At 49.0% G+C, this 25,652-nt stretch carries 26 protein-coding genes; 11 read left to right on the top strand and 15 right to left on the bottom strand.

Annotated elements, in window-relative coordinates:
• Nucleotides 1-12 precede the first annotated feature (12 nt).
• The 4 genes from VNQ80_RS18110 to VNQ80_RS18095 are packed head-to-tail and all read right to left on the bottom strand — an operon-like array spanning nucleotide 13 to nucleotide 3,723.
• On the bottom strand, nucleotides 13-804 hold the full coding sequence (locus tag VNQ80_RS18110; RefSeq protein WP_325641308.1) for a hypothetical protein: 792 nt from the start codon (nucleotides 802-804) through the stop codon (nucleotides 13-15).
• Between the two features lie 12 nt (nucleotides 805-816).
• The gene (locus tag VNQ80_RS18105) at nucleotides 817-1,692 is read right to left on the bottom strand and encodes a hypothetical protein (RefSeq protein ID WP_325641306.1); all 876 of its coding nucleotides are present in this window, start codon (nucleotides 1,690-1,692) and stop codon (nucleotides 817-819) included.
• A 2-nt stretch (nucleotides 1,693-1,694) separates the two neighbouring features.
• Nucleotides 1,695-2,378, bottom strand: a complete 684-nt coding sequence (locus VNQ80_RS18100; RefSeq protein ID WP_325641304.1) for a hypothetical protein — start codon at nucleotides 2,376-2,378, stop codon at nucleotides 1,695-1,697.
• A 13-nt stretch (nucleotides 2,379-2,391) separates the two neighbouring features.
• Nucleotides 2,392-3,723 (bottom strand): OmpA family protein, encoded by a 1,332-nt coding sequence (locus VNQ80_RS18095; protein ID WP_325641302.1) that lies wholly within the window; start codon nucleotides 3,721-3,723, stop codon nucleotides 2,392-2,394.
• Nucleotides 3,724-3,828: 105 nt separating this feature from the next.
• Between VNQ80_RS18095 and VNQ80_RS18090 the strand changes: the two genes are divergently transcribed.
• Nucleotides 3,829-4,365, top strand: coding sequence for a sigma-70 family RNA polymerase sigma factor (locus VNQ80_RS18090; RefSeq protein ID WP_325641300.1), 537 nt, complete (start codon nucleotides 3,829-3,831; stop codon nucleotides 4,363-4,365).
• Between the two features lies 1 nt (nucleotide 4,366).
• Nucleotides 4,367-5,074, top strand: a complete 708-nt coding sequence (locus tag VNQ80_RS18085; RefSeq protein ID WP_325641298.1) for a hypothetical protein — start codon at nucleotides 4,367-4,369, stop codon at nucleotides 5,072-5,074.
• Here the strand turns inward: VNQ80_RS18085 and VNQ80_RS18080 are convergent.
• From VNQ80_RS18080 to VNQ80_RS18065, 4 genes are all read right to left on the bottom strand, one after another.
• Nucleotides 5,057-7,528 (bottom strand): CHAT domain-containing protein, encoded by a 2,472-nt coding sequence (locus VNQ80_RS18080; RefSeq protein ID WP_325641296.1) that lies wholly within the window; start codon nucleotides 7,526-7,528, stop codon nucleotides 5,057-5,059. The two genes, VNQ80_RS18085 and VNQ80_RS18080, sit on opposite strands and share 18 nt — an antisense overlap.
• A 243-nt stretch (nucleotides 7,529-7,771) precedes the next feature.
• A complete protein-coding gene (locus VNQ80_RS18075) occupies nucleotides 7,772-9,043 on the bottom strand; it encodes an RNA polymerase sigma factor (protein ID WP_325641294.1) in 1,272 nt (423 codons plus the stop codon).
• A 2-nt stretch (nucleotides 9,044-9,045) separates the two neighbouring features.
• Nucleotides 9,046-9,387: a YciI family protein gene (locus tag VNQ80_RS18070; RefSeq protein WP_325641290.1), complete on the bottom strand. Its 342-nt coding sequence runs from the start codon at nucleotides 9,385-9,387 to the stop codon at nucleotides 9,046-9,048.
• Nucleotides 9,384-9,566: a hypothetical protein gene (locus VNQ80_RS18065; protein WP_325641288.1), complete on the bottom strand. Its 183-nt coding sequence runs from the start codon at nucleotides 9,564-9,566 to the stop codon at nucleotides 9,384-9,386. The genes VNQ80_RS18070 and VNQ80_RS18065 overlap by 4 nt, the downstream gene beginning before the upstream one ends.
• Nucleotides 9,567-9,610: 44 nt before the next feature.
• Between VNQ80_RS18065 and VNQ80_RS18060 the strand changes: the two genes are divergently transcribed.
• The 3 genes from VNQ80_RS18060 to rhuM all read left to right on the top strand — a co-directional run bounded on the left by VNQ80_RS18060 (nucleotide 9,611) and on the right by rhuM (nucleotide 12,221).
• A complete protein-coding gene (locus VNQ80_RS18060) occupies nucleotides 9,611-9,946 on the top strand; it encodes a pirin family protein (RefSeq protein ID WP_325641286.1) in 336 nt (111 codons plus the stop codon).
• Complete coding sequence (locus tag VNQ80_RS18055) at nucleotides 9,927-10,757, top strand: CPBP family intramembrane glutamic endopeptidase (protein ID WP_325641284.1); 831 nt, start codon at nucleotides 9,927-9,929, stop codon at nucleotides 10,755-10,757. Before VNQ80_RS18060 ends, VNQ80_RS18055 begins: the two co-directional genes overlap by 20 nt.
• A 705-nt stretch (nucleotides 10,758-11,462) precedes the next feature.
• Nucleotides 11,463-12,221 carry a RhuM family protein gene (rhuM, locus tag VNQ80_RS18050; RefSeq protein ID WP_325641282.1) on the top strand — a complete coding sequence of 253 codons (759 nt, stop codon included), beginning with the start codon at nucleotides 11,463-11,465 and terminating at the stop codon, nucleotides 12,219-12,221.
• 16 nt (nucleotides 12,222-12,237) lie between these two features.
• Here rhuM and VNQ80_RS18045 read toward each other — a convergent pair whose 3' ends face one another.
• Nucleotides 12,238-13,272, bottom strand: coding sequence for a glycoside hydrolase family 43 protein (locus VNQ80_RS18045; RefSeq protein ID WP_325641280.1), 1,035 nt, complete (start codon nucleotides 13,270-13,272; stop codon nucleotides 12,238-12,240).
• Nucleotides 13,273-13,321: 49 nt separating this feature from the next.
• On the opposite strand from VNQ80_RS18045, the gene VNQ80_RS18040 reads away from it, so the two are divergent.
• Entirely contained in the window at nucleotides 13,322-13,474 is a 153-nt protein-coding gene (locus VNQ80_RS18040) for a hypothetical protein (RefSeq protein ID WP_325641278.1), read from the top strand.
• Here VNQ80_RS18040 and VNQ80_RS18035 read toward each other — a convergent pair.
• The 3 genes from VNQ80_RS18035 to VNQ80_RS18025 all read right to left on the bottom strand — a co-directional run bounded on the left by VNQ80_RS18035 (nucleotide 13,471) and on the right by VNQ80_RS18025 (nucleotide 15,065).
• Nucleotides 13,471-13,638, bottom strand: coding sequence for a hypothetical protein (locus tag VNQ80_RS18035; protein WP_325641276.1), 168 nt, complete (start codon nucleotides 13,636-13,638; stop codon nucleotides 13,471-13,473). The genes VNQ80_RS18040 and VNQ80_RS18035 overlap by 4 nt on opposite strands.
• On the bottom strand, nucleotides 13,619-13,948 hold the full coding sequence (locus tag VNQ80_RS18030; RefSeq protein ID WP_325641274.1) for a DUF6970 domain-containing protein: 330 nt from the start codon (nucleotides 13,946-13,948) through the stop codon (nucleotides 13,619-13,621). The genes VNQ80_RS18035 and VNQ80_RS18030 overlap by 20 nt, the downstream gene beginning before the upstream one ends.
• 82 nt (nucleotides 13,949-14,030) lie before the next feature.
• Nucleotides 14,031-15,065, bottom strand: coding sequence for a LytTR family DNA-binding domain-containing protein (locus VNQ80_RS18025; protein WP_325641272.1), 1,035 nt, complete (start codon nucleotides 15,063-15,065; stop codon nucleotides 14,031-14,033).
• A gap of 256 nt (nucleotides 15,066-15,321) precedes the next feature.
• Between VNQ80_RS18025 and VNQ80_RS18020 the strand changes: the two genes are divergently transcribed.
• The 4 genes from VNQ80_RS18020 to VNQ80_RS18005 all read left to right on the top strand — a co-directional run bounded on the left by VNQ80_RS18020 (nucleotide 15,322) and on the right by VNQ80_RS18005 (nucleotide 18,034).
• A complete protein-coding gene (locus VNQ80_RS18020; protein ID WP_325641270.1) occupies nucleotides 15,322-16,347 on the top strand; it encodes a helix-turn-helix domain-containing protein in 1,026 nt (341 codons plus the stop codon).
• 76 nt (nucleotides 16,348-16,423) lie between these two features.
• Nucleotides 16,424-16,900 (top strand): hypothetical protein, encoded by a 477-nt coding sequence (locus VNQ80_RS18015; RefSeq protein ID WP_325641268.1) that lies wholly within the window; start codon nucleotides 16,424-16,426, stop codon nucleotides 16,898-16,900.
• Entirely contained in the window at nucleotides 16,876-17,454 is a 579-nt protein-coding gene (locus tag VNQ80_RS18010; RefSeq protein WP_325641266.1) for a MauE/DoxX family redox-associated membrane protein, read from the top strand. The genes VNQ80_RS18015 and VNQ80_RS18010 overlap by 25 nt, the downstream gene beginning before the upstream one ends.
• Nucleotides 17,455-17,674: 220 nt before the next feature.
• Complete coding sequence (locus VNQ80_RS18005) at nucleotides 17,675-18,034, top strand: hypothetical protein (protein WP_325641264.1); 360 nt, start codon at nucleotides 17,675-17,677, stop codon at nucleotides 18,032-18,034.
• 75 nt (nucleotides 18,035-18,109) lie between these two features.
• Here the strand turns inward: VNQ80_RS18005 and VNQ80_RS18000 are convergent, their stop codons facing one another.
• Genes VNQ80_RS18000 through VNQ80_RS17990 form a run of 3 tightly spaced genes read right to left on the bottom strand, consistent with a single transcriptional unit; the run spans nucleotide 18,110 to nucleotide 24,517 of the window.
• Nucleotides 18,110-19,489: a RagB/SusD family nutrient uptake outer membrane protein gene (locus VNQ80_RS18000; protein ID WP_325641262.1), complete on the bottom strand. Its 1,380-nt coding sequence runs from the start codon at nucleotides 19,487-19,489 to the stop codon at nucleotides 18,110-18,112.
• A gap of 10 nt (nucleotides 19,490-19,499) precedes the next feature.
• A complete protein-coding gene (locus VNQ80_RS17995) occupies nucleotides 19,500-22,700 on the bottom strand; it encodes a SusC/RagA family TonB-linked outer membrane protein (RefSeq protein ID WP_325641259.1) in 3,201 nt (1,066 codons plus the stop codon).
• Nucleotides 22,697-24,517, bottom strand: a complete 1,821-nt coding sequence (locus VNQ80_RS17990; protein ID WP_325641257.1) for a carboxypeptidase-like regulatory domain-containing protein — start codon at nucleotides 24,515-24,517, stop codon at nucleotides 22,697-22,699. Before VNQ80_RS17990 ends, VNQ80_RS17995 begins: the two co-directional genes overlap by 4 nt.
• Before the next feature lie 595 nt (nucleotides 24,518-25,112).
• Here VNQ80_RS17990 and VNQ80_RS17985 point away from each other — a divergent pair.
• Nucleotides 25,113-25,652 carry a hypothetical protein gene (locus VNQ80_RS17985; protein WP_325641255.1) on the top strand — a complete coding sequence of 180 codons (540 nt, stop codon included), beginning with the start codon at nucleotides 25,113-25,115 and terminating at the stop codon, nucleotides 25,650-25,652.

Below are 25,652 nucleotides of genomic sequence, written 5' to 3'. Positions count from 1 at the left end.
GTTATGTTTTCCTCAATTACAGGCATCCAATAGTCTTCGCGCCAATTCGATGGCCATCGCCTTGTTGTCGTCATCGGTATCTTTGGTATCCACTTGCAGGTCAAATTTCACCCCATTTTCCAACACCACCAACTCCCGGGTCTCTACATTCCAGACGGCCGCATCGCCAAGCCCCTCCACCCTGCGGTAGCCTTCCGCTATTTTCTTGAAGGCACCACGGAGCGTGCCCGTGGCTTGTTTGGCGGTCTCCTTATCCACGCCCTGCTTCTTCAGGTTGCCTAGCGCCTCCTGCGCGTCTGGATCGGTAACCTTGCCGTCGTGCAGGTCTTCCAACACGTCGTCGACCACGGCATCCTCTTCGGCCGTCACCGCACGGTAGGAATCGTTGAACTGCTTCAGCGACATGGCTTTGATGCTGCCCAACTGCACATTATCCTTAAACGGCATCGTATAGCCACCCCGCTCCCGGATGCGCTGATTGTCGAACGTATAATTGACGCTGTGGTGTTCGGGTTTCATGATCTTCGTGTATTTCACGTCCATCTTGCTTTCGTCAAATCCGGTCAGCGCCAATACGAGGTCCTTGGTGAGCAACTCGTCGTATTTTTCTTGGAAAACCAGCAGGCATTCGTTACCCCCAGCTGCATCCGGGTCCGCCTCACGGCGTTTTTCGGCGGCTGCGATGGCATCGTCCACGTCGATGCCACCGATTTTACCGCCGTTGTTCGTGTTGTTTCCCTCGCCGCAGGCACCGGCCGCCAAGCCGATGGCGACCATCGGGATCAGGAATGTGTTTTTGTTCATTGGTAGCTATCGTTAGTTGTTTTTGGATTTCACAGGTAACAATTCATCCGGATTACCCTTCGATTTAACCGGGAGCAGATCATCTCCGCCCCCCTTGGGCTTCACGGGCAACAATTCGTCCGCCGGGTCACCCTTAGATCGTACCGGCAGCAGGTCATCTTCTTGGTTTTCATGGAGCGGATCCCCCGCTTCCTCATCGGCTGCAATCACGCAGGCAAACGAAACCGGCACGGTGACACGGCACGGTGCCTGCGCTGGAACGGATACGGTGATTTCGAAAGCACCCTCGATCAATCCATCGTTTACGATGGTCGCGTTGTACACCAACTTCATGGGACTCGTCATCCCCCCACCGAAATCCATCACGCCCCGGAACCGGTTGGGTGCTACGGTTACCCAGCGCATGTAAGCGTTATCCAGCAAAAACTCAGGCTTGAAAGGCTTCGGGAACCGAATCGTCCCCGCTTTATGCAACCCCTGTATCCTCCCCAGGTAACTTCCGATATCGGCCACGCAGGGCGAAGCTACCGGCGTTCCCGTACCGCCTTTCCATGCACCGTCTTTAGGCTGTACCTGCGGATCGAACAGGTAAATCATCGTATAGCCATCACCGCCATACAAGCGATCCAGCTCGCCGCGTGTCAAATCACGCTCAATGTAGGTCTTCCAGTCATCCCCTACCTTCGCATGCACCAGCAAATCGTCACCACCGATGGAGGAGTAAACCTTGTCGGTACCTAAAACCACGTCCATTTCCTCGCCCGTTACATCCAGCAACCGGAAGGTACACCCTCCGCCGGAAACGCAGGTTGCCTGCAGTATGTTATCTTTTCCATGAGCAGCCATTGTTAAACATCCAATGACCAACATTGTCAATACGGTCTTCATTTTTATTGATTGTTAAAAACCATTCGCGCAAAGGCGATCGCTTTCCGTTTATTTACTACCGAATCATCCCCAAAATTGGTCGTGACGGTAAACGCCGCGCCATCCGCGAAGACATGCAACACCTGTGTGGGCAACTCCCAAACGGCCGCTTCGCCGACGCCTTCCAGTTGTTCCAGTGACAGGTTCTTGGCCACATCGGCCAAGTAAGCGGTTTGGGCGATCGCCACATCGGCATTCACCGATGCATCGTTGACCAGCGCATCAATCGCCGCTTTGATCCCGGCCGAAGTCAGGTATCGCCGTTCGAACGTTGCCAAGTCCATGGCCTCCAGGTTGGCAATACCGATCGAATGATGCTTGGGCAGGTTTACCGCCTCGCCCGTAAGCGTGGTAAACGAAATGGCCCCCGGAGTTTCCCAATGGTAGGCCAGCTTCTTCTGCGATGGATGATTATCATAGTCTTCCACATGCCGGGCAATGCGCTCCGCGGGGATACCCGCCAACTCCGCGATATCACCGATAGCAATTAACTCGTCGATCTGACCAGCGGCAGCCAGCAACGCTGCACCGTCAAATGACGAAGGAACAACTGCTTTGTCCGCATTCCCCGCGCAGGAAACGGCAATGCATCCACCAATCAGCAGGGCCGCAAACCACTGCGATGTCCGATTGAAAATTCGTGTCATGGCTAACCGACGATTACTGTTGAATGAATTCGACGCGCCTGTTCTGCGCTTTGCCGGCGATGGTCTCATTCGACTCCACGGGTTCCGTTTCGCCCTTGCCGTCCGTAGTCAATCGCGCACCATCCAACCCGAATTCGCCTATCAGGGCATTCTTCACGGATGCCGCACGGCGAATCGATAACGACAAATTGGCTTCATCTGCACCGTCGCTATCCGTATGGCCCACGATGTGGAAGTTGCCCGGCATTCCGCCGATGGCGTTGGCTATTTCATTCAATGTAGCCCATGATTCAGGCTTGATGCGCGCCGAATTCACGTCGAAATAAATCGTGCGCGAAATAAATTTCTTATCGGCCGCAATTTCTTTGTTCACGGTCTTGGCCGTTACCGCACCGCCGCCCCCTATACGGATGTTGGTGATGTACGTGCCGTCGCCCCACATGTTGTTCGCAAAGACTAACCCGTAAGCACCAGGTTTAGGGAGTGCATCGGACAGGTCCATATACTTCTTTTCATTTACATACATCGCGAGGTGGCTTCCATTCCGGCTGATGGAAATGCGGTTGATTTCACCGTTAATCCACCCGTCGCGATACGTACTGTCGTGCAGTGTCAAGCCTCTGCTTATATTGCTATCATATTCCTTCTTCGCACCAAGATTTAACGACTCCCCTCCGCCAGACGGGTGGATATCCAAAATGATTTGTGGATCGGGGCTAAACCACTGATCGTATTCCGATCGATCAGCCAGTTTTTGGACAATCACGACTTTCAGCCCACTCATCATCTCACTCATCGCTTCCGGGTCGGCATACATATCAAATTCCAGTGTAAAGTTGTCCGGGAAATCATTGAATGCATTCGGGAAACTCAAGCCTTCCTTCGGCGTACGCAGCCAACGGTCCGGACTTCCGGGCAGGGTCGTGATCGCCGGTTCCCCTTTTTCACCGGTAACCGTCCATTGCGTAGGGCCGCTGCCCAGTAATGAATTAGAGAAATCCTCAAAAAACAGCGTCTGCTCGCCCGGCACGAAATCGAAATCGCGGTAGGTGCTGAAATCGGTATCGTCGCCATCCGATGCATTGCCGCCACCCGAGGATTGCTTTCCGGATGACTTTTTCGTACCCGGGGCATTTCCGTCATTGCTTTTCTTCTTTTTCTTTTTGAAGATCGAGCCATCGAAGACCTTATCCAACGTATGGTCGACCTGCTCGTCGATCTTATCTTCGGTTTTCCGGATGGTCGTTTCTTTCGTGCGGTTTACGACGCGCTCACCGACAGATTCCTGCGCGGAAACCACATGGGCAATCAACAAGACAGGCAATACAAACAATTTTCCTTTCATGGCAAATACAGTTATTTTTCCATTAGTGTGCCCCCCTAGAAAAAGTAAACATGCCGCATAAAAAAAATTAAAACTTTTGTTTACTTTGCCGCCGATCAACTACTAATGGAAAAAGACAGCGTTCTTCTTGATGGATTGAAAAACGACTCGAATCGTGCAATTATCCGGATATATGACGCCTACAAAGCCGACTTTATCCGGTTTGCAACCAGGTACCCACTAGCGTCGGAAGAGCTACTGGATATCTACCAGGATGCGGTAATCGTGCTTTGGGAACACGCCCGACAAGGCCGGCTGGACGCCCTGAAAAGCAGTATCAAAACCTATCTGTTCGGTGTCGGTAAATACATGATATTAAACCGGCTGAAAAAGACAGCGAAGCAGCAGTCCCTCACGGACGATGTCGCGGAAATACCCGACCCGCTATACGATGAAACCCTCCATCACGAACGGGTTGCATTGCTTCGGGAGGGCTTTCAGCAGTTGGGCGATCAATGCCGTAAAGTCTTGCGGCTATTTTATTACGAAGGCAAAAAACTGGACGAAATCCAGGCACAATTGGGTTATACCAACAAGGATGTATTGAAAAGCCAGAAATCACGCTGTCTCAAACAGCTGAAGGAGCTAACAAAAGGGAAATGATATGCAGCACGAAGCGCTGATAACGGGATATTTCGAAGGTACGCTTACGGCCGAGCAACAGCAGGCGTTTGCGCAACTGTTGGCGGCAGACGCAGATTTTGCACGGGAAGTCGAGTTCCAACGGGAGGTACGGCAGGCCATCGTGCTAACCGAACGGGCACAACTGAAGCAGCTACTCCGTAACCATGAGCAAAAGAACCACAACGCCACCCCCCGTTTACGCTGGTGGATCGGTGCGGCGGCCGCGGTTTTACTGGTAGTTGGCGGCGGCACCTGGCTATGGCTGCGCACGTCGTCGGCACCGGCCCTCTATGCCGAATACTACCAAGCTTACCCCAATACCGTCATGCCAACGGTACGGGGTGAACCTACGGAAACCACCACACAAGCGGCCTTCCGTGCTTATGACCGGGCCGATTATGTCCGTGCGGAGGAGCTATTCGAAACGCTATACCGGGATACCGGCGAAGCCTATTCGTTACTTTACCGCGGGGTTTCCCTCCTCGAACTTGGCCGCTTTGCCGATGCCGAATCGGTACTCGCGCAATACCCGGCCAATAGCCCCCTGTACGCCTACGCATGCTGGTACCGGGCACTGGCCTTGCTGCGGTTGGACGACCGTGCGCAAGCTCGTGGGTTATTGGAAGAATTGGCACAAGGTACTACACCCCTGGGGCAAACCGCCCGCGAATTATTGTCGCGGTTGTAGTCGTTTCCGGGATACAAACCCAAGGGAAACAAGGATCGCCAACACCAGCCCCACACCAACGCCCATCCAAGCCATACCCTGTCGGCGTGGCACGACCAACGGCGAATCATCGCCATTGACCACAAAGCCCGCCCAGAAAAACGGGTGCCGTTTCATCGAATTATTTTCGATAAATGCACGCTTCGCCTGGGCCATTGCCGACGATTTAGTAAGTCCCTGTGCGATTCCTTCATAAAACGACGTCATAATTTCGGCCGTTTCCTTATCCGGCGCCTGCCATAAGCTCACCACCGTGCTCGCCACACCGGCATAGGCAAATGCGCGTGACAAGCTCATTACGCCCTCTCCCTTCACCAATTTACCATTCCCCGTGTTGCAGGCGCTGAGCACCGCCATGCGGGCAGGGATATGGAGGGCATGCAATTCAGAAAAATACAGCTTTTCCGCACCATTGAATACCAGGCACGACTCACTGAAATCATCCTCATAAAAAAAAGAATGCATGGCAAAGTGCAATACGTCGTAGTCGGCCTGCCGATCCAGAAACGCGCGCTTGGTCGCATCGCCGGAAATAAAGCGGTCGCCCCCGAAAATTGCCGCAACACGCCCTGCTTCCTCACGGGCGTGCCGCAGGTCATTGACCTGATAACTCGGAGAAAAAACGCCCAGCCTTACGGCATCTAGCGCAGGAAAAGAAGCCTGGCGATGCAACAGCCAGACCGGAAGCGAATACGCATAGCTTATTGCCTGGGTTTCACCGATAAATTTCCCCAAGCGGGTATCATACAAACTCTCAAAGGGAATGTAGTTCAAGAAATTATCAGGGATCAACGTCGTCATGTTACCCGCACGGTCCCCGAGGAGTACGCGGCGCAGCGAATCCGACAACTGCTCGTATCCTGCAGCCAGTCCGCGGAGTGCCGTGGCATAGCGGAACACCGATGACTTGAGCGAATCCACGCGGGCAACACGGAATACCGTTACACCGTCCGCAGTGATTCGGGTTCGGTAAACGTATTCGCTGGCTACATGAAATTTCACCATCGATTCTTCCGGTTCCAGTGTCGCCAAAACGTGGCGTACGTCAAAGGCCTGAGCTACGTCCTGCCCTTGGGATTCCTGCTTCACCCGCAGCTTCTTTTCAAACTCCCTAATCAAGTGCTGCGAAGCATTCTGCTCGATCAGGCTCAGGTAATCGACCGCCCCCTCCGGTTCATCCATGCTCAGGGTAAGCAGCCCCTCCATGATTTCCAGGTGCAGACCGTCAATCAGATCGGTATATTCGCCCTTTAGGTAATACCGATTAAACATCCCAGCCGATGCACGGTATAAATTCGCCGCCTTGCGGAAGGTTTCCTTCCGGCCATCACGGCGGTAACCATCGTACAATATCCGTGAGCTTTCGGTAAGCACGCGGATAAAGGTATAAGACGAAAGGTCACCCAGATCTGCTGCCGTTAGCTCCGCAAGCGGAATTGTCCTATCCGCTTGGTTTCGGACAATCTCTCCTATCGACGCCTCCACAAGCCGCTGGGCCTCCTCCCACCTATCCATTCCACTGAGAATCATCGCTTTGATGGTTTGCACCGCATATTTACTGGCCGAAAACGAATCGAATACCATGCTTTGCTCCGCCCGGATCACATAGGTCAGTGCCTGTTCGTATTGTTCCATCCGATGATACACCGTTGCAAGCTTGGCATAGCAAACCAACCGGTAAAACGGGCTATCATACCTATCGGCGATGGGCAGCGCTTGTTGTGCAAACCGCACGGTAAGCGAATCATCACCTTGCTCATAGGCATTGTCAAACAGGATCTTGTATGCCGCCAAAACGATACCCAAATCGTCGATTTCCCGGTGCATCGTATCCACATAGGCATACGCCGTTTCCAAGTGCCCCTGGGCTGCCAGCACGCGTACGTTTCCGAGCAGGTGCATACTCCGCGGTGTGCGATAGGACGGATCGGTGTGCGACGGCCGCCCACCTCGATCGTAATGCCCATAAAATCGGCTATTCATCCGCTTCCTTATCGTGTCGGCAGCTTTCAAATCACCGTATCCGATCAGTTCGAACGTCAGATTCTGGTAACCCGAAATGAGGTTGTCCACGCCATCGTCATCCAATTCGATGGATTCCCATATTTCCACCGCTTTGCGGAAATAATCCAGCGAATAGTACGGAACATAGAGATTCCCATAGGAATAGGCCAGGTCGTTATACAACAACCCCAGAAGCTGGTCGGGATTGCCGGCTCGAGCTTCATACAGCTCCAGCGCTTCTTCATAACGCACCACCGCACTGGAATCATCGCCCCGGTCGCTCAACGCCAATCCAGCTTGGTGAAGGGAGTCCGCTTGGGCTTTCCAGCCGTCTGGCTTACCGTCTAGGCCGGTATCGCCTGCCTGCAATAGCCAACCCGTGAGCACCATGACGATCATCCCGACTTTCAAGCCGATTTCCCTCCTATGATCAACGACCTGGAATGGATGCTCCGTTCAACGGTGTAGGTGGCGCAGGAATACATGGCAGCTCGCTTATTTACGTCGGCCAATTTACAAAAAGTTCAGCAAGGATTTCGAACTTCAAAACAACTCAAGCAGATCAATTCTTTGATTTACTGAGGCACAGCACAACCTAATTTTTACACCGACGATTAACCGTTATGATTTGCTTTATTACCCATGCTAGCCCGTTTACCTCATCCAATCAGTATCCCTTAAATTATCATCTTTCAAGGACACCTTTATTCTCCGCAATACTTGTCTTTCGCTTTCGGATTGGGTTAGTCGGATGGCTTGTTCATAGTGTGCTACTGCTTTTTTGGTATTGACTTCTGCATAAAGGTAGCCTAGCAACCCGTGGTAGTAGCTACTGCCCGTCAACTTCAATTTCTCCGCTTCCACAATTGCCTTTTGGCACCCATAGACTTTCGCAAATGCAAACGTCCTATTCAACGCGACAATCGGTGAATACTCGACAAGGATCAGTTGATTATACAATTGCAGAATATGCGGCCATTTGTCGACATCTGAAGTGGCGGTATGCCAATACGCAATACCGGCTTCCAAATGGTACGTGGAGATTTCGGTGCCAGCAGTGGTGGCATTGGTCAGGTAATAGTGGCCGCGTTGGATCAGGGACTCGTCCCATCGTTCTCTATCTTGTTCATCAAACAGAATGGTTTCGCCCCTATCCCCGGCTCTTGCCTCCAGGCGCGAGCTCTGATAACACATCAACGCCAATAATGCATTTAGCTTCGCCGTGTTTGTCAAGGGGTTTTCCGTCAGCACCAACCCGAGCCGTATGGCTTCGGCGCAGAGGCCCCTTCTAACCACTTGATCATTCGATTTAGAAAAATAACCCTCGTTAAACACTAAGTATAATGTCTTTAAAACGGTGTCGAGCCTCGATACGATGGTTTTTTCACTTAGCGATGTAATCTGGAAATTATCGTTGCGCAGGTTACTCCGTGCCCGTTGCAAGCGCTTCTTTATCGTTTCGGCTTTGGTTAGGAATGCGTTGGCAATTTCTTCGACACGGAAGCCGCAAAGGATCTGTAGCGCCAAACAGATTTGACCCTTGCTTGAATTTGCGGGGTTACAGACCGCAAAAATCATCGCCAGTTGGCTATCCGAAACCACCTGGTTATGGAATTCAAATTCAAACTCGTACGGGATGTTCTCCGCTTCGGTTTGAGGTTTGACTTTGGTGTCAAAAACCGCTAGCTGTTTAAAATGGTCTTTCGTCTTGTTCTTGGCTACCGTATACAGCCAGGCTATCGGATTTTCTGGTACTCCGTAGATTGCCCAATGCTCGGATGCCTTCAAAAAAGTATCGCTGGCGATATCTTCGGCAATCTCCACGTGTTTTAAACCAAAATGACGGCATAAGACAGCCGTCATTTTTGCGTGCTCCTGTCGGAACAGGTGGGGTAAAATTTCATTATGTGAGCCTGGATTACCCAATATCAATCACGTTTTAAGACTTCCCGGACTTCAATATTGCCACCGACCTTAAAAATCGGATTTCCTTTGGCCATGGCTACCGCTTCGTCGATGGTCGCGGCCTTTACCACAATGTAGCCACTGATGAACTCTTTGATTTCTGTATAGGGCCCATCCGTTATTACGTTGTCTGCATTAACGGTTTTGGCACTTCCAGCGGTAGGTAGCAGCGTGTTGCCCTTATCTATCAACTTGTTCTGCGCGGCAATGCTCGCTAACCAATTCATTCGTTCCTGCATTTGTTCGGGCGATGGCCGAAAATCAGCCACGTCTTTCAGTCTGAAAATTAACGCAAATTCTTTCATTGTTCAAAAATTTTAATGTTCATGTTCATGACGATTGACATTCCCATATGGGGACAAAGCTCGCCAGAATTTTTTTGGCCCGGTAAAATGCGATAGTGGTCGCCTTCCTCAGCTTTTCTTATATCTTCTTTGGACACGCTTGCTTCTTCAGGCAAAGATGGCCAAAAAATATTACCCACAGTTTCGTACCTTAGCGTTAAGTATGATTATTTAATGAATTACCATGCTTGATATCGTTATAGAAGCCCCGACGGCCGAAATCTCCGAAGGCTTCGCTGTAAAACGTATCCTTCCCTACCAGCTTCGCCGGATGGTGGGTCCATTTATCTTCATGGATCACGGTGGGCTCGTCAGCATCCCCGCAGCGGCTGCAACCAGCCTGGATGTACTGCCCCATCCGCATATCAGCCTCTCTAGGGTGAGTTATCTCTTCAGCGGCAAGGTTACCTACCGGGACAGCCTCAGCGTGGAGCAGGTGATAACGCCGGGCGAAGTGAATTGGATGACCGCAGGCTTTCCTGACGCTAGTTTGTGTCCGCATGTTCAGACAGTTATTTAACGACCTCAGGAAATTCCTGACCAATCCACAGCAAATTGTAGATGGCCCGCAGAATAAGCCTTTCCGCACATGGCTGGCTGTCTTAACGGTTGATGTGGTCATTACTGCTGTGCTCATCATTCCACTTATCTACCTGATTGACGAGCATGTACTGCATTTACGGCCGATTCCGGAGATCAGCAAACCAATGACGTTTTGGTTCATTATCTTTCTCATGACATGCTTTGCTCCACTTGCTGAAGAGTTCATTTTCCGCTATCCGCTCAAATTCGCCCGCAACCGGGTATTGAAGCTATCCGTCTACGTGTCAAGCATCGTCTTCGGCTTCTATCATTTAACAAACTACACCAACCAGGAAGCGCTGTTTTACATGCTTTCACCGATTATCATCGGTTCGCAGCTCAAGGGTGGATTCCTTCTAGCTTATCTCCGGTTGAAACATGGACTCACGTGGTCCATTCTGGCACACGCTGTTTTCAATGCACTGGCCGTCATTCCATCGATGTTTTTCTTGCATGGAAAAACCGTAATCGACTACAAATCATTCGACTATTCACTAGTCGTCACCGAATATACGTATATAGAACGGCCCGATCGCATGCAGATTTCTAGGGAATACAACGGCATTGATACGCTCATTGTACGGCAAACCGGCTTGCAGACCGTATTGGATTCGATTGGAACGCCTGGAGCGTATTACATAGACAATGTATTGGTAGATATCGATTTTACCGCTGCATCGCCTATTTCGCCGGACAGTTTGGTTAATCGCCTACGGCAGGAATACCGGATTATAGTTGGTAATGAATGAGTCATAAAGCATTCCACCATATGCCCCCACTCATCTGGCTTTTGGCGGATTACGGATTAATTTTGCGTCGTACTTTTCCAAACCGCCGAGTAAACCTGCTGTGTTCAGCAAATCCAAGTAATGCGCCAATGTCGTTGTATTACCGGCATCCACGAGTTGTCGAAATTTTCTGTATTTCGTCGATTACGAGCAAAAACTCGGAAGCTTGTTGTTGCTTCATCATGAGCCTTGAAACTTCCCATTGTTGCTCCAATCAAACCGCCCCTGCTGCTGGCACGGCGTCAGCCGTAACGAAATGGAAGGGATATTGATATCCGGTCGTCAATTGTGTAACCAGCGTAGTTTTGCCCACTTGTCGGGGGCCATCAACACCTGAATAAAGTTCCTTGGCTCGTTAATACGAGATTTAATAATCTGTAAATAAGGCCTTTCAAACATAAATTCTATTTTACTCAATACGCTGAGTAAAATTACTCAATATATTGAGTAATGTGGTCATGATCTGAATTCTGAATGAAGGCATAAAATTTCAATACAATAACTTAAAAAAAGTTCACCTCCTGTGAACCTCTTAGCTGCCTGTTCAAATTGAAGAGTAGAACATTCGAAATAACAAACAAAAAAATACTAAAAATATTATCAAAACTGAAATTATTTTATGTACTTTTGGTTCATCATAGAATCACAATTTATTACGCAACAAATATGAACCTCATGACCAAAAACCAAATCGAAATTTATCAAGGCAGTGACGGAAAAACGCTGGTAGAAGTTAAGTTTGAAGAAGATACTATTTGGCTGACACAAGCTCAAATGGTTGCTCTATTTGACCGAGAACGCTCTGTAATAACCAAGCACATAAATAATATATTTAAAGAACAGGAATTGAAAAAGGAGGCAGTATGTGCAAAATTTGCACATACTGCTGATGACGGAAAAATATACCAAGTGGAACACTATAATTTGGATGTTATCATCTCGGTAGGTTATCGGGTAAAATCAACGCAAGGCACCCAATTCCGCATTTGGGCTACGCAACGACTTAAAGAGTATCTTATTCAAGGTTATGCAATCAACGAGGAGCGGCTTACCCAGAAACAACAGGAGGTCCAAACATTGAAAGACGGTATTCGTATACTAAGCCGCACAATTGAAGATCAGCAAACGGATAGCGATTTAAATTGGTTGGCACATTTTACGATAGGGCTCGAATTGTTAGATGATTATGATCACGAACAGTTGGATGAAAGTGGCATGACCAAAAAACCTGCCGCCTACCCCAGTACAGAAGAGTACAACGAACTGATTGATACGATGAGAGCCGATTTTGCATCTACCATATTCGGCAAAGAAAAAGACGGCGGGTTCCAGAGCGCCGTTGTTCAAATCAGCAAAGGCTTTGCCGACAAAGACTTTTACCCATCGATAGAGGAAAAGGCTGCGACCCTTCTTTGTCCGCAATGAATCAATCGCGATCAAATTATTTATCCCTTTCAATTTCGCCCGAAGGGCGATCCAATGTCGATGAACCACTCGGTATACCGAAATCGGGATTTCCTTCTTCGTCGAATGTGAATTTCTGAAGAAATACATGGCGGTTATTCCATCCGCCGTCCAATTGCAGTTTTGAATGGTAATATATCCAATATTCCGTGTCGTCGGGCGACGTCGTCATGCTCGCGTGGCCCACGCCATACACCGTATCCGTACCTTGAAACACCGGGTGATCTGCTTTGATCCAAACATCCGGATCCAAGGGGTCGCTATCCGGCGATTTTAACCGCAGCTGCCCCATTTTATAATGCTCGGTCCAGGAACCCCGTGTAGAATACATGATAAATACGTCATCCCCATGCTTCAATACCTGCGGTCCTTCCTGCAGCGCAATATGGTCACCTTGTTCCCATTGCAACTCGGGTTTCGAAAGCAATACGCGTTTACCCAGTGTGTATGGATCAATCAGTTCCGCAATGTATAGATACTGATCCACGTCGTGGTGGTCGTGCAATGCCGCCCAGCCGGACCACACCGCATAATTCTTTCCCCGATGCTGCAACAAGGTCATGTCAATGGCCCAGCAGTTATCCTTCTTCGTTTCGGGATCATCCCCCGTGTAAAACATCCCTTTATCTACGTATGGGCCAAACGGGTTATCGGCTTCCAGCACACCAGCCCGCTGTGCATAATAGGGCGCTCCCTTGTGTACCGAAGCGGCATAATAAATGTACCACTTGCCATCGAGCACATGGATTTCGGGTGCCCAGATATTGAAGCTATTCCACGCGTTTTGAGGTGGCGTCCATACCACCGCTGTTTTTTCAAATTTGGTCAAGAAACGGGATTCCGTAACCGTTAACCCTCCCCCACCATTAAAAATGGTATAATAACGCCCATCATGCTTCATCACAAACGGATCGGCACCTTTGCGCAGCGGATTGGTGAACGTCTTTTGCTGGGCTTGAATCGGACCATTCGCCAACAAGCAAACTAATAGTAGATAAATCGCTTTGTTCATGGATTACGGGTATCTGGAGTTACAAACGACAAATATATAAAATAAGTCTTTGTTGCGATTCCGTGTACTTCGATTGGAATGCCTGGCACCTAATTACGTGGAAAATGTACTGGTAGACATCGATTTTACCGCCGCATTACCTACCCCACCGGATAGTTTGATCGACCGCCTGCGGCATGAATACCGGATTATACCATACTAATTAATACCTACCACCAGCTCCCGCTCGCCAGCCACCAGGGCAATGTGGCAACAGTCGAAGGTAACCACGTAATCTGACCTGACTACTTCACGTTTGCCGATATATCCTTTGAAACGAAGTTTAACAGGGTACTTTTTTAATTCATTAGCGTCTCCAAATTTCACGGATTAACCTGGCATTGCTGAAGTCTTCGCCGTTTACTTCCATATTCCCGGCAAACCCGCCAAGTAAACCGATCATATTGCATTTTTTATCGTACACAAAAGCAACGTTGCCGATGTTATGCACATAAACATGACGGTTTTGGAAAAGATATACAGTCACAGTTGTGCCATCGCGGACGTTACTATCCGTTTCCAGTTCGCTTATCATCGTACGCACACAGATCGGAATTTCATCCCCCAAATTCTCCTTCTTAGAACACGACGATACCGTAACCGCTAGCAACGCAGATATGATGGCTATTCTTTTCATCGTTTGATTATTTTCTGATAAGACGAAATGCCGTCCTGTTTCGCTACGCAGCCCATCTCGCCATTCCAAGTAAAACGAGCTCTTAGAAGAGCATCGGAACCGGAATGGACGGCTTCCGCGCCGGCGGTGGGTTACCTGCGGCTAGCCATTCTTTAAAACGCGCCACATTACGCGCCGACACCTCAACATGGATGTCTGTCTCGATTGTAAGCGACACGTCCAATCCACCTTTCTTGGTTTTGCTCGGTATTATGCTTCTCACCGCATCGCGATGTACGATGGTCTGCCGACTGGTATGGAAGCAATCATTTGGATCCAATAATTCAAAAAAACTCTTTAGCGGCATGGTATCGTAGTAGCACTTGTCGCTAAACGTGTAAATAGCAAGGTTCCCATTTTCCAGACCAACAGCTGCAATATCGAGGTGTTTCAGGAGTATCCGTTCACCGTCTGAATAGGTAATCAACGGTAGCCGTTCTTTTTGTGGCCCTTTTATCGTATCGCCGGCGTCAGCTTGATTGATGGCAGAATCAATCGTAACGTACTCTCCAGATGGCTCATCTGAGTCCACGCCATCCGCATTTTCAAGGTTTTCAGCAGTATCCAACGGATGGTCTGGTGCGGCATCCTGTTTTTTAGCCTTCTTTACGAAATGCTTCTCGGCAAAGTAAACTCCAAAGTAATAGCAATTGACCACCATGGAAACCAACAATGATATGGGTATCTCTGTCCGGCTTTTCTGCGTGTGCAGTAAATTCTGTCCACCATAGGCCATATATAAATTGTTCAGCAGCTCCATGAACTGATGACCCAACACAACACCCAGGATGAGCTGGGCGATAAACCGATTGTTCGGATTCTTTTCCCAAGGGAGCGCTTTATCGAGAATGAGGCACACCCAGTATATGAAGTAAACGGTCAGGTAGACCAATCCCGTGCACGCGATGAGATCGTATACGAAATCCCAATGCCATAGCGTTTCAATTACATTGGCCTTGATTTTGAAGCCATTGGCTGCAATCAATATTCCTAAAAACGTTGAGTAATACAACCGGGTGGCCCAATGCTCCTTTCGGTAATTAAAGAAATCCTTGTTTTCATGTATCTGTTCTTCCATAATAGGTTTCCTTTCCTCATAATAATTGGTTAAAAATGTTCTAATTACGAATTTAAAAAAAATTTAGCCTAAAAGAGAAAATTATCAAAACGGTTGCGTTCAGCCCAATTCATTTTCACTAAACCCGTGATAAACCTACACTCATTTTCGTTCGTTTGCACCCGCTTTCGTTTAACGGCTATTTTAGCCGCATTCGCTTCATTATGTCTCAAATGGGATTCCTACCGTGCCCCGCATACCGTACTTTTAAATCGGCATGCAGCAGCATTTCCATATCACCTTTCTCTTTGAAGTTGCCGAAAGCCATCACCGGCCCGGCGAACACCCCCCGCTTTGTGCCTACCCCATCCCCTTGGCACATACGGTGAGTTACCGTGCGCCTGCGCTTCCCACGTTTAAATTCATTCGGCAATACTACGCCAATGCACTACTCGCGCTCATTCTGCTGGAAGGCAACGGGGCCGAGCCGTTCACTGCTGTGTTGCGGCCATATGAGAACCCCGCTTACATCTTCGCCGTTACGCTCGAAGGACTGCTCCGCTATGATTATCCTTCCGGCGAAACATCGGAGATGCCGCCGCCCGGTACTGCGTATTTCGCTCGGCTCTGCGGCAAGGAATACCCCGTTCATTTTCCTTCGGGCACCAACAGACTGCTATTGGTTATCCTGCATGCGGCCCAGCTAGCGATAATTGGCGAAGACTTCAACGAACTAGCCAACCTGCCTGATGCTACGCCGATCACCGAAGATATCATCAGTCCACCCATCCACGCCGATTCCCTGTTAATGCGGCGGCTCATCCGGTTCATCAGCCCTTCAGGAATTAATCGACGCAAAGATTTCAACCAACATTTGCTGTTTCATTTACCTGGTGTTTGCTCTGCGATTAAGGGTGCGCTCCATGGCAAAGGGCAGCTCCATTATGATGAAGAAAAACTAAAAAGAATAATACCCCACATTTCATCCATCATTTCCGAAACCCATCGAGCGCCCGAACCGAAAGAAATAGCCGATCAATTCCATATCACCCCTAAGAAGTTGGAGCGTCTTTTCCAAAATAGTATGCAATGCTCGCCGAGTGCCTATATCAAACAGCAGCATATGGAAGCTGCGGGTGTTTACCTGACTGACCACCCCGATCGACGTATTTACGAAATCGCCGATATTTTCGGCTATACCCATACCGCCGGTTTCAGCAAGGCTTTTACCAAACACTACGGTGTATCGCCCAATACCCACCGGGCAGCCACCGAGTTATCCAAAATCGACGCACAACACTAATTCATTTGTCGTTTGCGAACAACTTAACACTTTGATTTTCAACATACATTTGCTTTCATAACAAAAGCATAATGAGATGGAAATACAACAACACATACGAAAAGAAATCTGGGCTGCACCGCCCACTCCCGCCACTACACCGGCGATGATCCAGACCTTCTGGCACCAACTCTTTCGCGGGCACACCCACCAAGCAGCATTGGATTGGCTGCATGGCTTCGGCAATGTGATTTATGCCGACACGTATGCCTCACCGTTCATCATCCGGATGTACCACAACGACCCCAAAGACAAGCGGGTGGCCTACCTGTCGGTTATAAGCGGCCACGTGGAATGGCGCTTCGGCATCAAAGCGGTTGGCTTTGCGCAATGCCCGGTGGTAACCGATCCGGAGTTGATGGAATGGCTGGACAGCCTGTTTTGGTTTTACACCGTTACCGCCGAACAGCACCACCACCTCAGCCGGGTAGTGGATGTGCAGCGGCTAGTTGCAGAACGGATGCGTACGATTAAGAAAAAACAAGGGTTATGGAAAAGAAATCCATCATACTAGGCATTATCAGGTTGGCGTTCCTGGCACTGTGGGTTCCGGTAGCCGTAGAGAAGCTGTGGGATCTTGCGGGGTTCCACAGCACCCTGCGGCGGCAACCCATCCCTGAGTGGAGCACAGACATCCTGTTCTGGTTACTACCGCTGGCAGAGCTGGGCGCAGCTGTACTGCTTGCCTGGCCGAGGAGCCGGAAACGCACCCATCAAGGGATGTGGCTCTCGGCCGTGCTAATGCTGGCGTTTACGCTGTTTATCGGTTTCGGTGTGCTGGGGTGGTATGAGAAACGTCCCTGCGGATGCGGGTCGGTGATCAGTGGCCTCTCGTGGGATAACCATCTTTGGTTCAATTTTGCTTTCTTCCTGCTGGCGGTACTTGGCGTGTGGCTTACGTGGCCTGTGCACACATCCGCATCCCCAATGCATGGCAACTCCCAATCGTCATTGCGAACCCGCGCGGTGGATCATCACAGTGGCGTGAAGCAATCCAATAGCAACGCGTATAAACGACAGATTAGTTTTCCACGGAAGTTCGCCTTATTCAGGCGCAGGGCCTTATAAAACTTCACCCTGCCTGTACGCAGTACTTAATACGCGCTAGCCTTGGGCAAGCGCGGAGGCACGTGACCGGAATCTCCACGTCAGTGACCGGACTTAGATAGACACGCAATATGCTTATTCGCCCCTTGCAAACAGCAAACCGCGCAAAGCAAATTGCAATTACAAACAAAACCTTTTTTTGGGGTGCTTTTTTTCCAAAAGCGAAAGAAAAGCCCATAATATGGCAAATAAAGCCACAAATTTCATTAAACAGTACTTTTTCATGTTGGCCTTGGCGGCCACGTTTGTAGGGTTTTCGGCGTTTAAGTTAGTAGACGATCCAGAAAGTGGATGGTACGCACTGACGATTACCTCAGGTGAAGACGGTAGCTTACCAGAGCACCAAGAGATCAACCCCAATCGGTTGAATGAAGAACCGGAAGGGGACTGTGACCGGCTCAATCGGAAGGATGTTGTCTGCGCGATTCAGCTTACTTTCAGCGAAGACGCAACTACAATGCCTACCACAGTGCAGGATGCAATTGATGATCCGGAAGTAACGCCGGGCTCCTATACTTGGTCAGAAGAAGATCCGGAATAGGTGGCGTTAATACAGCGGTTCATGCCAATTGTAAAATAAGGAGCCGGCCACGAGTGCCGTGCTCCTTATTTTGTATCAACGGGGGTTCTGTTTCATTCCGGTAAGCATGATCTCATTATCAGGAATCGGCCAAGTATACTTTAAGCCTCCGGGCAACAACTCGTAAACGTTCCCATACAACACTCGCCTCAAACCTTGGGCAAACCTTGGCTCCTTGTTTAGTCTCCGTAAATCCTCCCAACGGGTTCCGCGGAACACCAATTCTTTTCTCCGTTCGTTAATAATAAAGCCCAATGCCTCCTCTGCATTGTCAGCCATTAGCGGGGAAAAGCTCTGTCCAGCCATCCGCATCTCCAATAGCCGATTGAGCACCTCCATAGCCGGTCCTACCTGCCCTTGTCTGGCCAAGCTCTCCGCTCTGATGAGGTATACCTCGTCAGTCGCCAACCCAGTGAAGAAAAGCCGCTGACCGAAATAAGAGCCCTTGAAAAGGATTCGCCCGTCAGATGAATTCGTCGAAAAATAGGCTTCTTTTCTCAAATCCCCTTCACCGTATAACCCCAATAAGACTGTGTCCATGTTCAGATTTGACGTTGACGTTATGGCAATATTGTCCATATGGCAGAAAAATATGATCTCCGGGTTGGCTTCATAATCCCTGGTAAATGGGTAACTCGCAGTCATTTCCAAACTATTAAAATCGAGCAAATCGTTCCGCAATTGTAGGCAAGCATCTGCGTATCGGCCGGACTTTTCATATTCTCCGGTTTGCAGAAAAAGCCGGGCCAGCAGTGCGTAAGCTGCCGGTCTTGACGGGCGGTATTTGATCAAGGGGGTTACAGGCAACAAATCGGCTGCTCGCTCCAGATCAACAGCTATCTGCATGTATGTGTCTCGTAACGTAGATCTTACCGAGCGGACATTGATATCCGATTCGAGTCGCAACGGAAGCCCAGTACGCATGTCGGCAGCCGTCTCTTCATATACCGGGCAGAACAATTGGGCAAGTTGATACATATTAAATGCCCTAAAAAATAGTCCGCTACCCAAAACAGCATCCCGATCAGACTGCTCTTCGTCTGTTATGGAAAGCTGCGAAACACCTTCAACTACTACATTTGCGTACAGGATGCGTTTCCAAGCTTTATCCCAATCCGGTATATTAAAACCCTCATACACATTTTCAGCCCACAAGTAAGCATTTTTCTGATAAGGCTCACGGAGTATTTCATGCCTCGTGGCTAACAAATAATATTCATCAGCACCGATAATGCCGAGTTCATGCGAAGACCCCTCGTTCATCACATAACTATAGTCCAGTATTGCCTGAAAATCCGCCACTGTATTGGGTGTCGTCTGGCTTTTATTGGGTTTGACGTCAAGAAACTTTTCTCCACATGCCAAACATAGCCACACCAACGCCAGAGCGCAGGTAATTAACCTATGGTTTATCATATCTTTCAAATTAAAATGTTGTCTGAACTCCGAATGCAACTGTTCGAGATGCAGGGTACCGCGCGTTGGGATACTCAGGATCGATTCCGCTGTCGCTAGCTTGCCAAAGCACGCCAAGATTACGCGCATAAAAGTATACATTCAAACTTTGCAGCCTTAGAAACTGCAGTGCGTTATCCCGAAATGCATAACCGACCCTGACATCTTGCAAGCGCAGATGGTCGCCTTTTGTAATTAATGCTTCCGAGGCGCTGTATGCAGCATTCCGATACACATCGGTTGTTATTGATTTCGCAGGAACATCCGTAAGTTTTTCGTCACCCGGCTTTTGCCATCGCTTGAAATAATCCATGTGGTAGCCATTGTCATACTCTGCATTCGGGGTTTGCGAGAGCCTCCGGAACACATATCCAGCTTTAAAAGAAAACAACGCCGAAATTTCCAAACCTTTCCAGCCGATTGCAGGCCGATAACTCCCAAAGAATGGCGCAACTTTTACCCCCGAAACGATAAGGTCGCTGGGATCGTAGTTTGCGTAGTAAGCTCGGTAATCTTTGCTTACCTCTCCCTGATAATGAATCAATGGCATACCATCGTCTCCACGAAGGCCGTTCCAGGGCAAGGCGTATACCACATCCCTTGATTGCCCGATGGCTGGAGGGGGGCTGTCGGCCAAATAATACCCTATATTGTCCACTTCGGCCGTATTAATGTGGGTAATCCTGTTCCTGACGTAACTCACCAACAGACGGTTGGACCACGCCCACTCTCCTTTCCTTTTCACCATATTAACCTGTAAGTCTGCGCCCTGCGCATTCATGTTTGCATAATTGACCAAGTTTTCGATATAAAAAAAGGTAACGTCTTCGTGTATACCGGTGCTGGGAGACATATAGTCTTTTCCGATCAAATCCGCTGCATTCTTTACATAGTACTCCAAACTTGCGGTTAGGTCATTGTCCTTGCTCCGAATGTCTAATCCTACGTTGAATGTCTTCACTTTCTCCCAACGTAGTGCAGGATTACCGACACTAGTTAATGTAGCGACCGGGAAGCCGTTTATTGGTGCCGTGTAAACAATTGTGGGATAGGTACTGACCGCGTTGTTCACGTTTCCGCTGCTACCATATGTAGCCCGCAGACGGACATAAGGGATAGCTCTCGATTTATAGAACGGTTCACTGCTTAATCCCCATGATATGCCAACTGACCAAAGCGGCACACCCCGTTGGTTGGTTTTTACGCCAAATAGGTTGGAAGCGTCCCATCTCAGACTGGTCGACAACCCGTATTTGGACATGTAATTGTACCCTATATTTCCAAAATACGACAAGTATCTATCCGTACGCTCGCTCAGGCCCAGTTGAGGGGCGGGCAACCGGGCGTTGCCTGAAGGCAATACCGGATAAGACTGATTAAAATTATAGGTCGTAGTTCCAGTGAGCAATTCATCGTTATAATTATAGATGCGGAAGCCAGGGGTTCCCTTTACCACCAGATGCCTGATCTCGGCACCCGCCAATGCAGCGACCTGGTGATATTCTTCGAAATCTCTGTCCATATTTACCTGAAGGCGCGCAGAATGGCTTGTTCTATCTGTATTCCGTCCCCCATCTAAAATCGCATTATGTGGAATGATCGTCGAGCCGTTTTTCTGCGTGAAACGATTCACTAAGTTTCTCACGTAATACGTATCCTCATGGAAATAGTTCCGGCCGCCGCCTTTACCCTGTAGATATTGATAAGAGGCCAACACGCTCAAACCGGGCGTGACATTAAATTTCATGTCGGTATTAACCCGGTATTCCGTTTGGGTGGTTGTCTTGTCAGACAACCGCAGCTCGTCCAACGGCCGGTACTGCCAATCCAGCAGCCCGGAGGCGGTAGCAGCCTGCTGGTACCGTATACTCCGCTCAAATGGGATGGCCAGAGCGGCACCGGATTCATCTGCCAACCGGACATATGGAGCAACAGACTCTCCCGTAGTCGGATTCAGTGCTGTCAACGTGAGACCGTTGTTGGCCGATTGCTGTTGTGCATACCAAATCCCCAACGTCATTTCTATAGCCGGCATTGGCATGAACGTATTCAGCATATTCAGGCTGAGGCGCCGGTAGTCGTTCCGCTTTAAGGATGCAGCATTGTTATCCAGCCCTCCGGACACATAATAGCGGTACCGATTGCCGCCGCCACGTAAACCGAGCGAATATTGTTGATGAAACGATGGCCTGTATAGGTAGTTGAGCGCATCACGCCTTACGTCGCTCCCCATCATTTCCAATTCAACCCTTTCAAAATCATTTTCTGTTACCCGTCCTTCCTGCCTATCCATCAGCAGTTCCACATAAGGCGGCAACGGCACTTCCGGATCCTGTACATAATCCCCAAGTTCGAAACGTTCTTTTTCAATGCTCATCACTGTTTCCGCCGGAAGCCACCGCTTGCTGTAAAATAGATCAGGCTTTTCGCCAACGGTGAAAGCCGAGGTCAGCGATATCCGTGCTGGCTGACCATAACGTCCTTGCTTGCTTGTAATGACAATTACCCCGTTTCCGGCTTTGGCTCCCCAAATGCTGGCCGCCGCTGCGTCACGTAGAATGGTTATACTCTCGATATTTTCCGGATTTATACTGTTTATATCGCCTTCATAGGGAAAATTGTCAAGTACGATAAGCGGTGTTTCATCGGATTCTATAGTCGAAACACCACGGATCCGCAACGTGGGAGCAGCATTTGACTCACCGGAGATGCCATGGTAGTTGAATTGAAGGCCATTTGCCATACCCTCCAGACGCGACAGGATATTGCTGCCGACACTTCGGCCGATTGACTTTTCATCAACATGTATAAACGAGCCTGTCGCTCGATCTAATGGCACGCGATAATACCCCGTACTTACCTCTACCTCATCCAACAGGTTGTCCTGTCTTATCATTTGAATATTGAGGTACGTGGTATGCTCGTCGATCGGGATACGTTGCGTAGCATATCCCACGTGTGTAAGCACCAAAGTGTCTGAACCGTTTATTGGGAAAGCGAAAGTTCCATCCCTACCGACACTAAGATTACGCCCCGCCACTATCAGCTGCATTGAAGCATTGGTCAGCGGAACGTTGTCATGTGCAGATACTACCTTGCCGCTTATAATAGCCTGCCCATAGGAGCTAGCAACCTGGGTAAACACAAAAAGTGCGATTAGAAGGCTTTTCATCGAGAACCTCCTTCCTTAAAGCTGGACTGCACGGTATGAATAAACCGCGAGTCCGAATGATATTCTACCTGCTCTCCATTGAGCAGTCTTTTCAACTTGTCCGTATCGTAGCCTTTGTCTGATGGTATCGCATAAACCACCCCCTTGTAAATCATGACGATGCCACCAACTTGATAACGATCAAAGAAATGCCTATTGACGATATTGTAATTGTCACCAACCAACGCTGGTAGCGACCAGCCTCGTTTCTCAATAAACGGCAATGCTCTTTCGGCAAGGTCCATGTGGACTGTTAATACCGCGAGACTTTGGGGGATCTGTTTCTGAATCACATCCCATTTGTCTACAGTCTTAATACACGGTTTACACCACGTTGCCCAAAAATCCAGCACCAACAACTTGTTCTGGTATTCGCGAAGGGTAATCGTACTCCGACCTTTTGGATGGTTTACTACCGTAAGGGGGATATCCCATAAATAGTCGGTCACGCTATCACCGACCACCAAGGGGGTAACTCGTGTCAAATCCTTCACCATTCTGACTTTATTACTTTTTAAGCGGCCTGTGTGGATTGGAACCTTTTGGGTCTCATAACCCCTGTAACTTACCAACAGTAGTCCATCGGCTTGAGTAGATGAGATCTCAAATATCCCACCTTTTCCAGTGAACACTAAATTATCGGTATTGCTGATTCGAATAGCTGCTCCTTCTATCGCAGCTCCACTGGCAGCGGAGATCACCTTACCTTCCAATGAAAAGGTCTCCTGGGCAATCCCGTGTTTCACATGGCAAGCCAATACCAAAACAACAACCCCCAAAGCGAGGCCCAGCCCGCTACGGGCTGGGGCCATCGCATGGGTACAAACACATGATTCTTCGATATTTCTTCGACAGTTGTTCGACTGCTGTTCGAGACTTGTTCGACAATCCTTCGACAGCGCTTCGACAAGTGTTCGACTGGCCTTCGACAAACCTTCGGCAACGCTTCGGGAAAATGCCGAAGCACAAGCGAACAGCTGTCGAATCAATGCCCTACTATGTTCGAGCCGATCCGGGGTAGTTAATGGACGCCTCGCGCTCCATCTTCTTACCGGATCGCCTTCGGGATGGCTTGGGTGCTCGGTTTGGTCTTCGGCTGGATTTATTTTGCGCTCCGACTGGACTCCGTTTGGCGCCGCCAGTCTAAGCGCAGTACAAGGCAGCATGGAGCGTAAACTTATCTCCGAAGCCGACCCGAAGCGGTCTCCAGCGTGGTCCCAAGCCGGTCCCTGCCCTGCCCTTTGCCTACCCGAATGTGCATTTCTCCCGTAGGTTTGCCGTATACCCTTCGGTAAAGTGCCGTCTTTTGGCCTTTTTACCGAGATATATACGGGTATCATACGGATATCACACGGATGAGGGATAACTGAAGGTGGGCTGGAGCATGGGTCCGGCTGATTGCTTCGAAGAACAGCCCCACCTTCTCCTGCCTTTCCCCTGCCCGTGTTCTCCCATCTCGCAGGCCGTACGCCTGCCGTATACGGGCGGTATGTTAGGTTTTTCCGCATACGGCTCGCATCCACGCCGCATACGGCACGGGAGAAGTTAGAACAAAGGGAGAAGAACGTACGAAGAAAGGACGAGCGTGTTTCAAGTACTGGCAGTGTACGGGTAAAGTACGGGTAGTGTACTATGGGGTGGTTACGTTTCCTTAGCATAGGAGCTACGTATCCCGTAAGGATGTATCGCACCTTAAGTAAGGATTGTAGGCATAAAAGGTATTCCGGTTGTGTTCGCTTAAGGCCATACGAGCCCCATAAGCGTAATTTTTGCTTCATTTATTGGTTGATTTCAAGTGAAAGAAATTGCGTTAATTAACTCGACTTCTTTTGCTCAAATCATACAGGCTTTCTTATTATACTTTTGTGAAGATTCTTCGTGGAGACCTCCCACGCTTTGGATAAAATGCCTAGCCCCTCTCCTATTTGAGGAGGAAAACTAGCTGGTTGTAAAAATAAAAAACTCGTCTTCATATGGTTAGTGAAAACGAGTCCCCGGTTATCGGCTAGGCTTAAACGCGAGTAGCGCTGTGAACCCTACCTACTACCGCTCCACAAGGCTCTAACCCCTCACAAGACGGTTTCAGTAGAGCCCACAGCGCTACTTTGACGCACCAAATGTACGCAAAATACCACCATGGGCAATAACCTACCGCCTCGCTTGTGATTAAATGTTAGAGTTTATGGACGAGACTCTTTTGTTAATGCTCTTTTTTTACTGGACCGAAACACATATCGGCCTCTATTTCACCATATTTTATTGTCATGTTTTCTATTCAATAATCTGGTAACGTTGCAAGTATACATACATATTTATTAAAATGCAAATTTTACTTCCCAATTAATAATATTCTATTTGCCGCATTTAGCGGCAATGGGAGATAAAGGTCGAATCACACCGCTAGCACAGTATGTCATTGACGTAATTCGATTGAGACGATTAGAATTAGGGATTTCTGGAAAATTACTAAGCAAGAGAATTAGTCCTTTCGGCGGCGACTCTATCGTTGGAGGTATAGAACGAGAGTCCACGTCCCTTAAGTATACCACGGCGACTTTAAAAAAAGCCCTCAAAGAACTCGGGTTATCAATGGATGATATCCTTCCTAACAAACTCCTTTCCGACGACACTCTACAAGACAAAACCAAAATCCCAATTTTGAAAGGGATGAGCGTCAGGGCCGCCTTAAACTCTTTGCTAGAAGAGGGCTATTTTAATGAGCCACGCCTTCGCCGGGAAATCACTGAATATTATAACTCCTTTTTTCAGCCGGAAGATTACAAAGAGGATAACTACTTTTCGGCACAATTGGAAGACCTATACAACGCAGGCAAGCTCGTCAAACTCGAACCTGACGCTACCAATAAACTTATCCGTTTCCAACGAAACCCGGAGTATGATCCGAATGCGTAA

The organism is Parapedobacter sp. (assembly GCF_035556095.1).
Classification (GTDB): Bacteria; Bacteroidota; Bacteroidia; order Sphingobacteriales; family Sphingobacteriaceae; genus Parapedobacter.
Note: the sequence above shows the minus strand (reverse complement) of the source record. Positions and strands in the feature narration are given on the sequence as shown.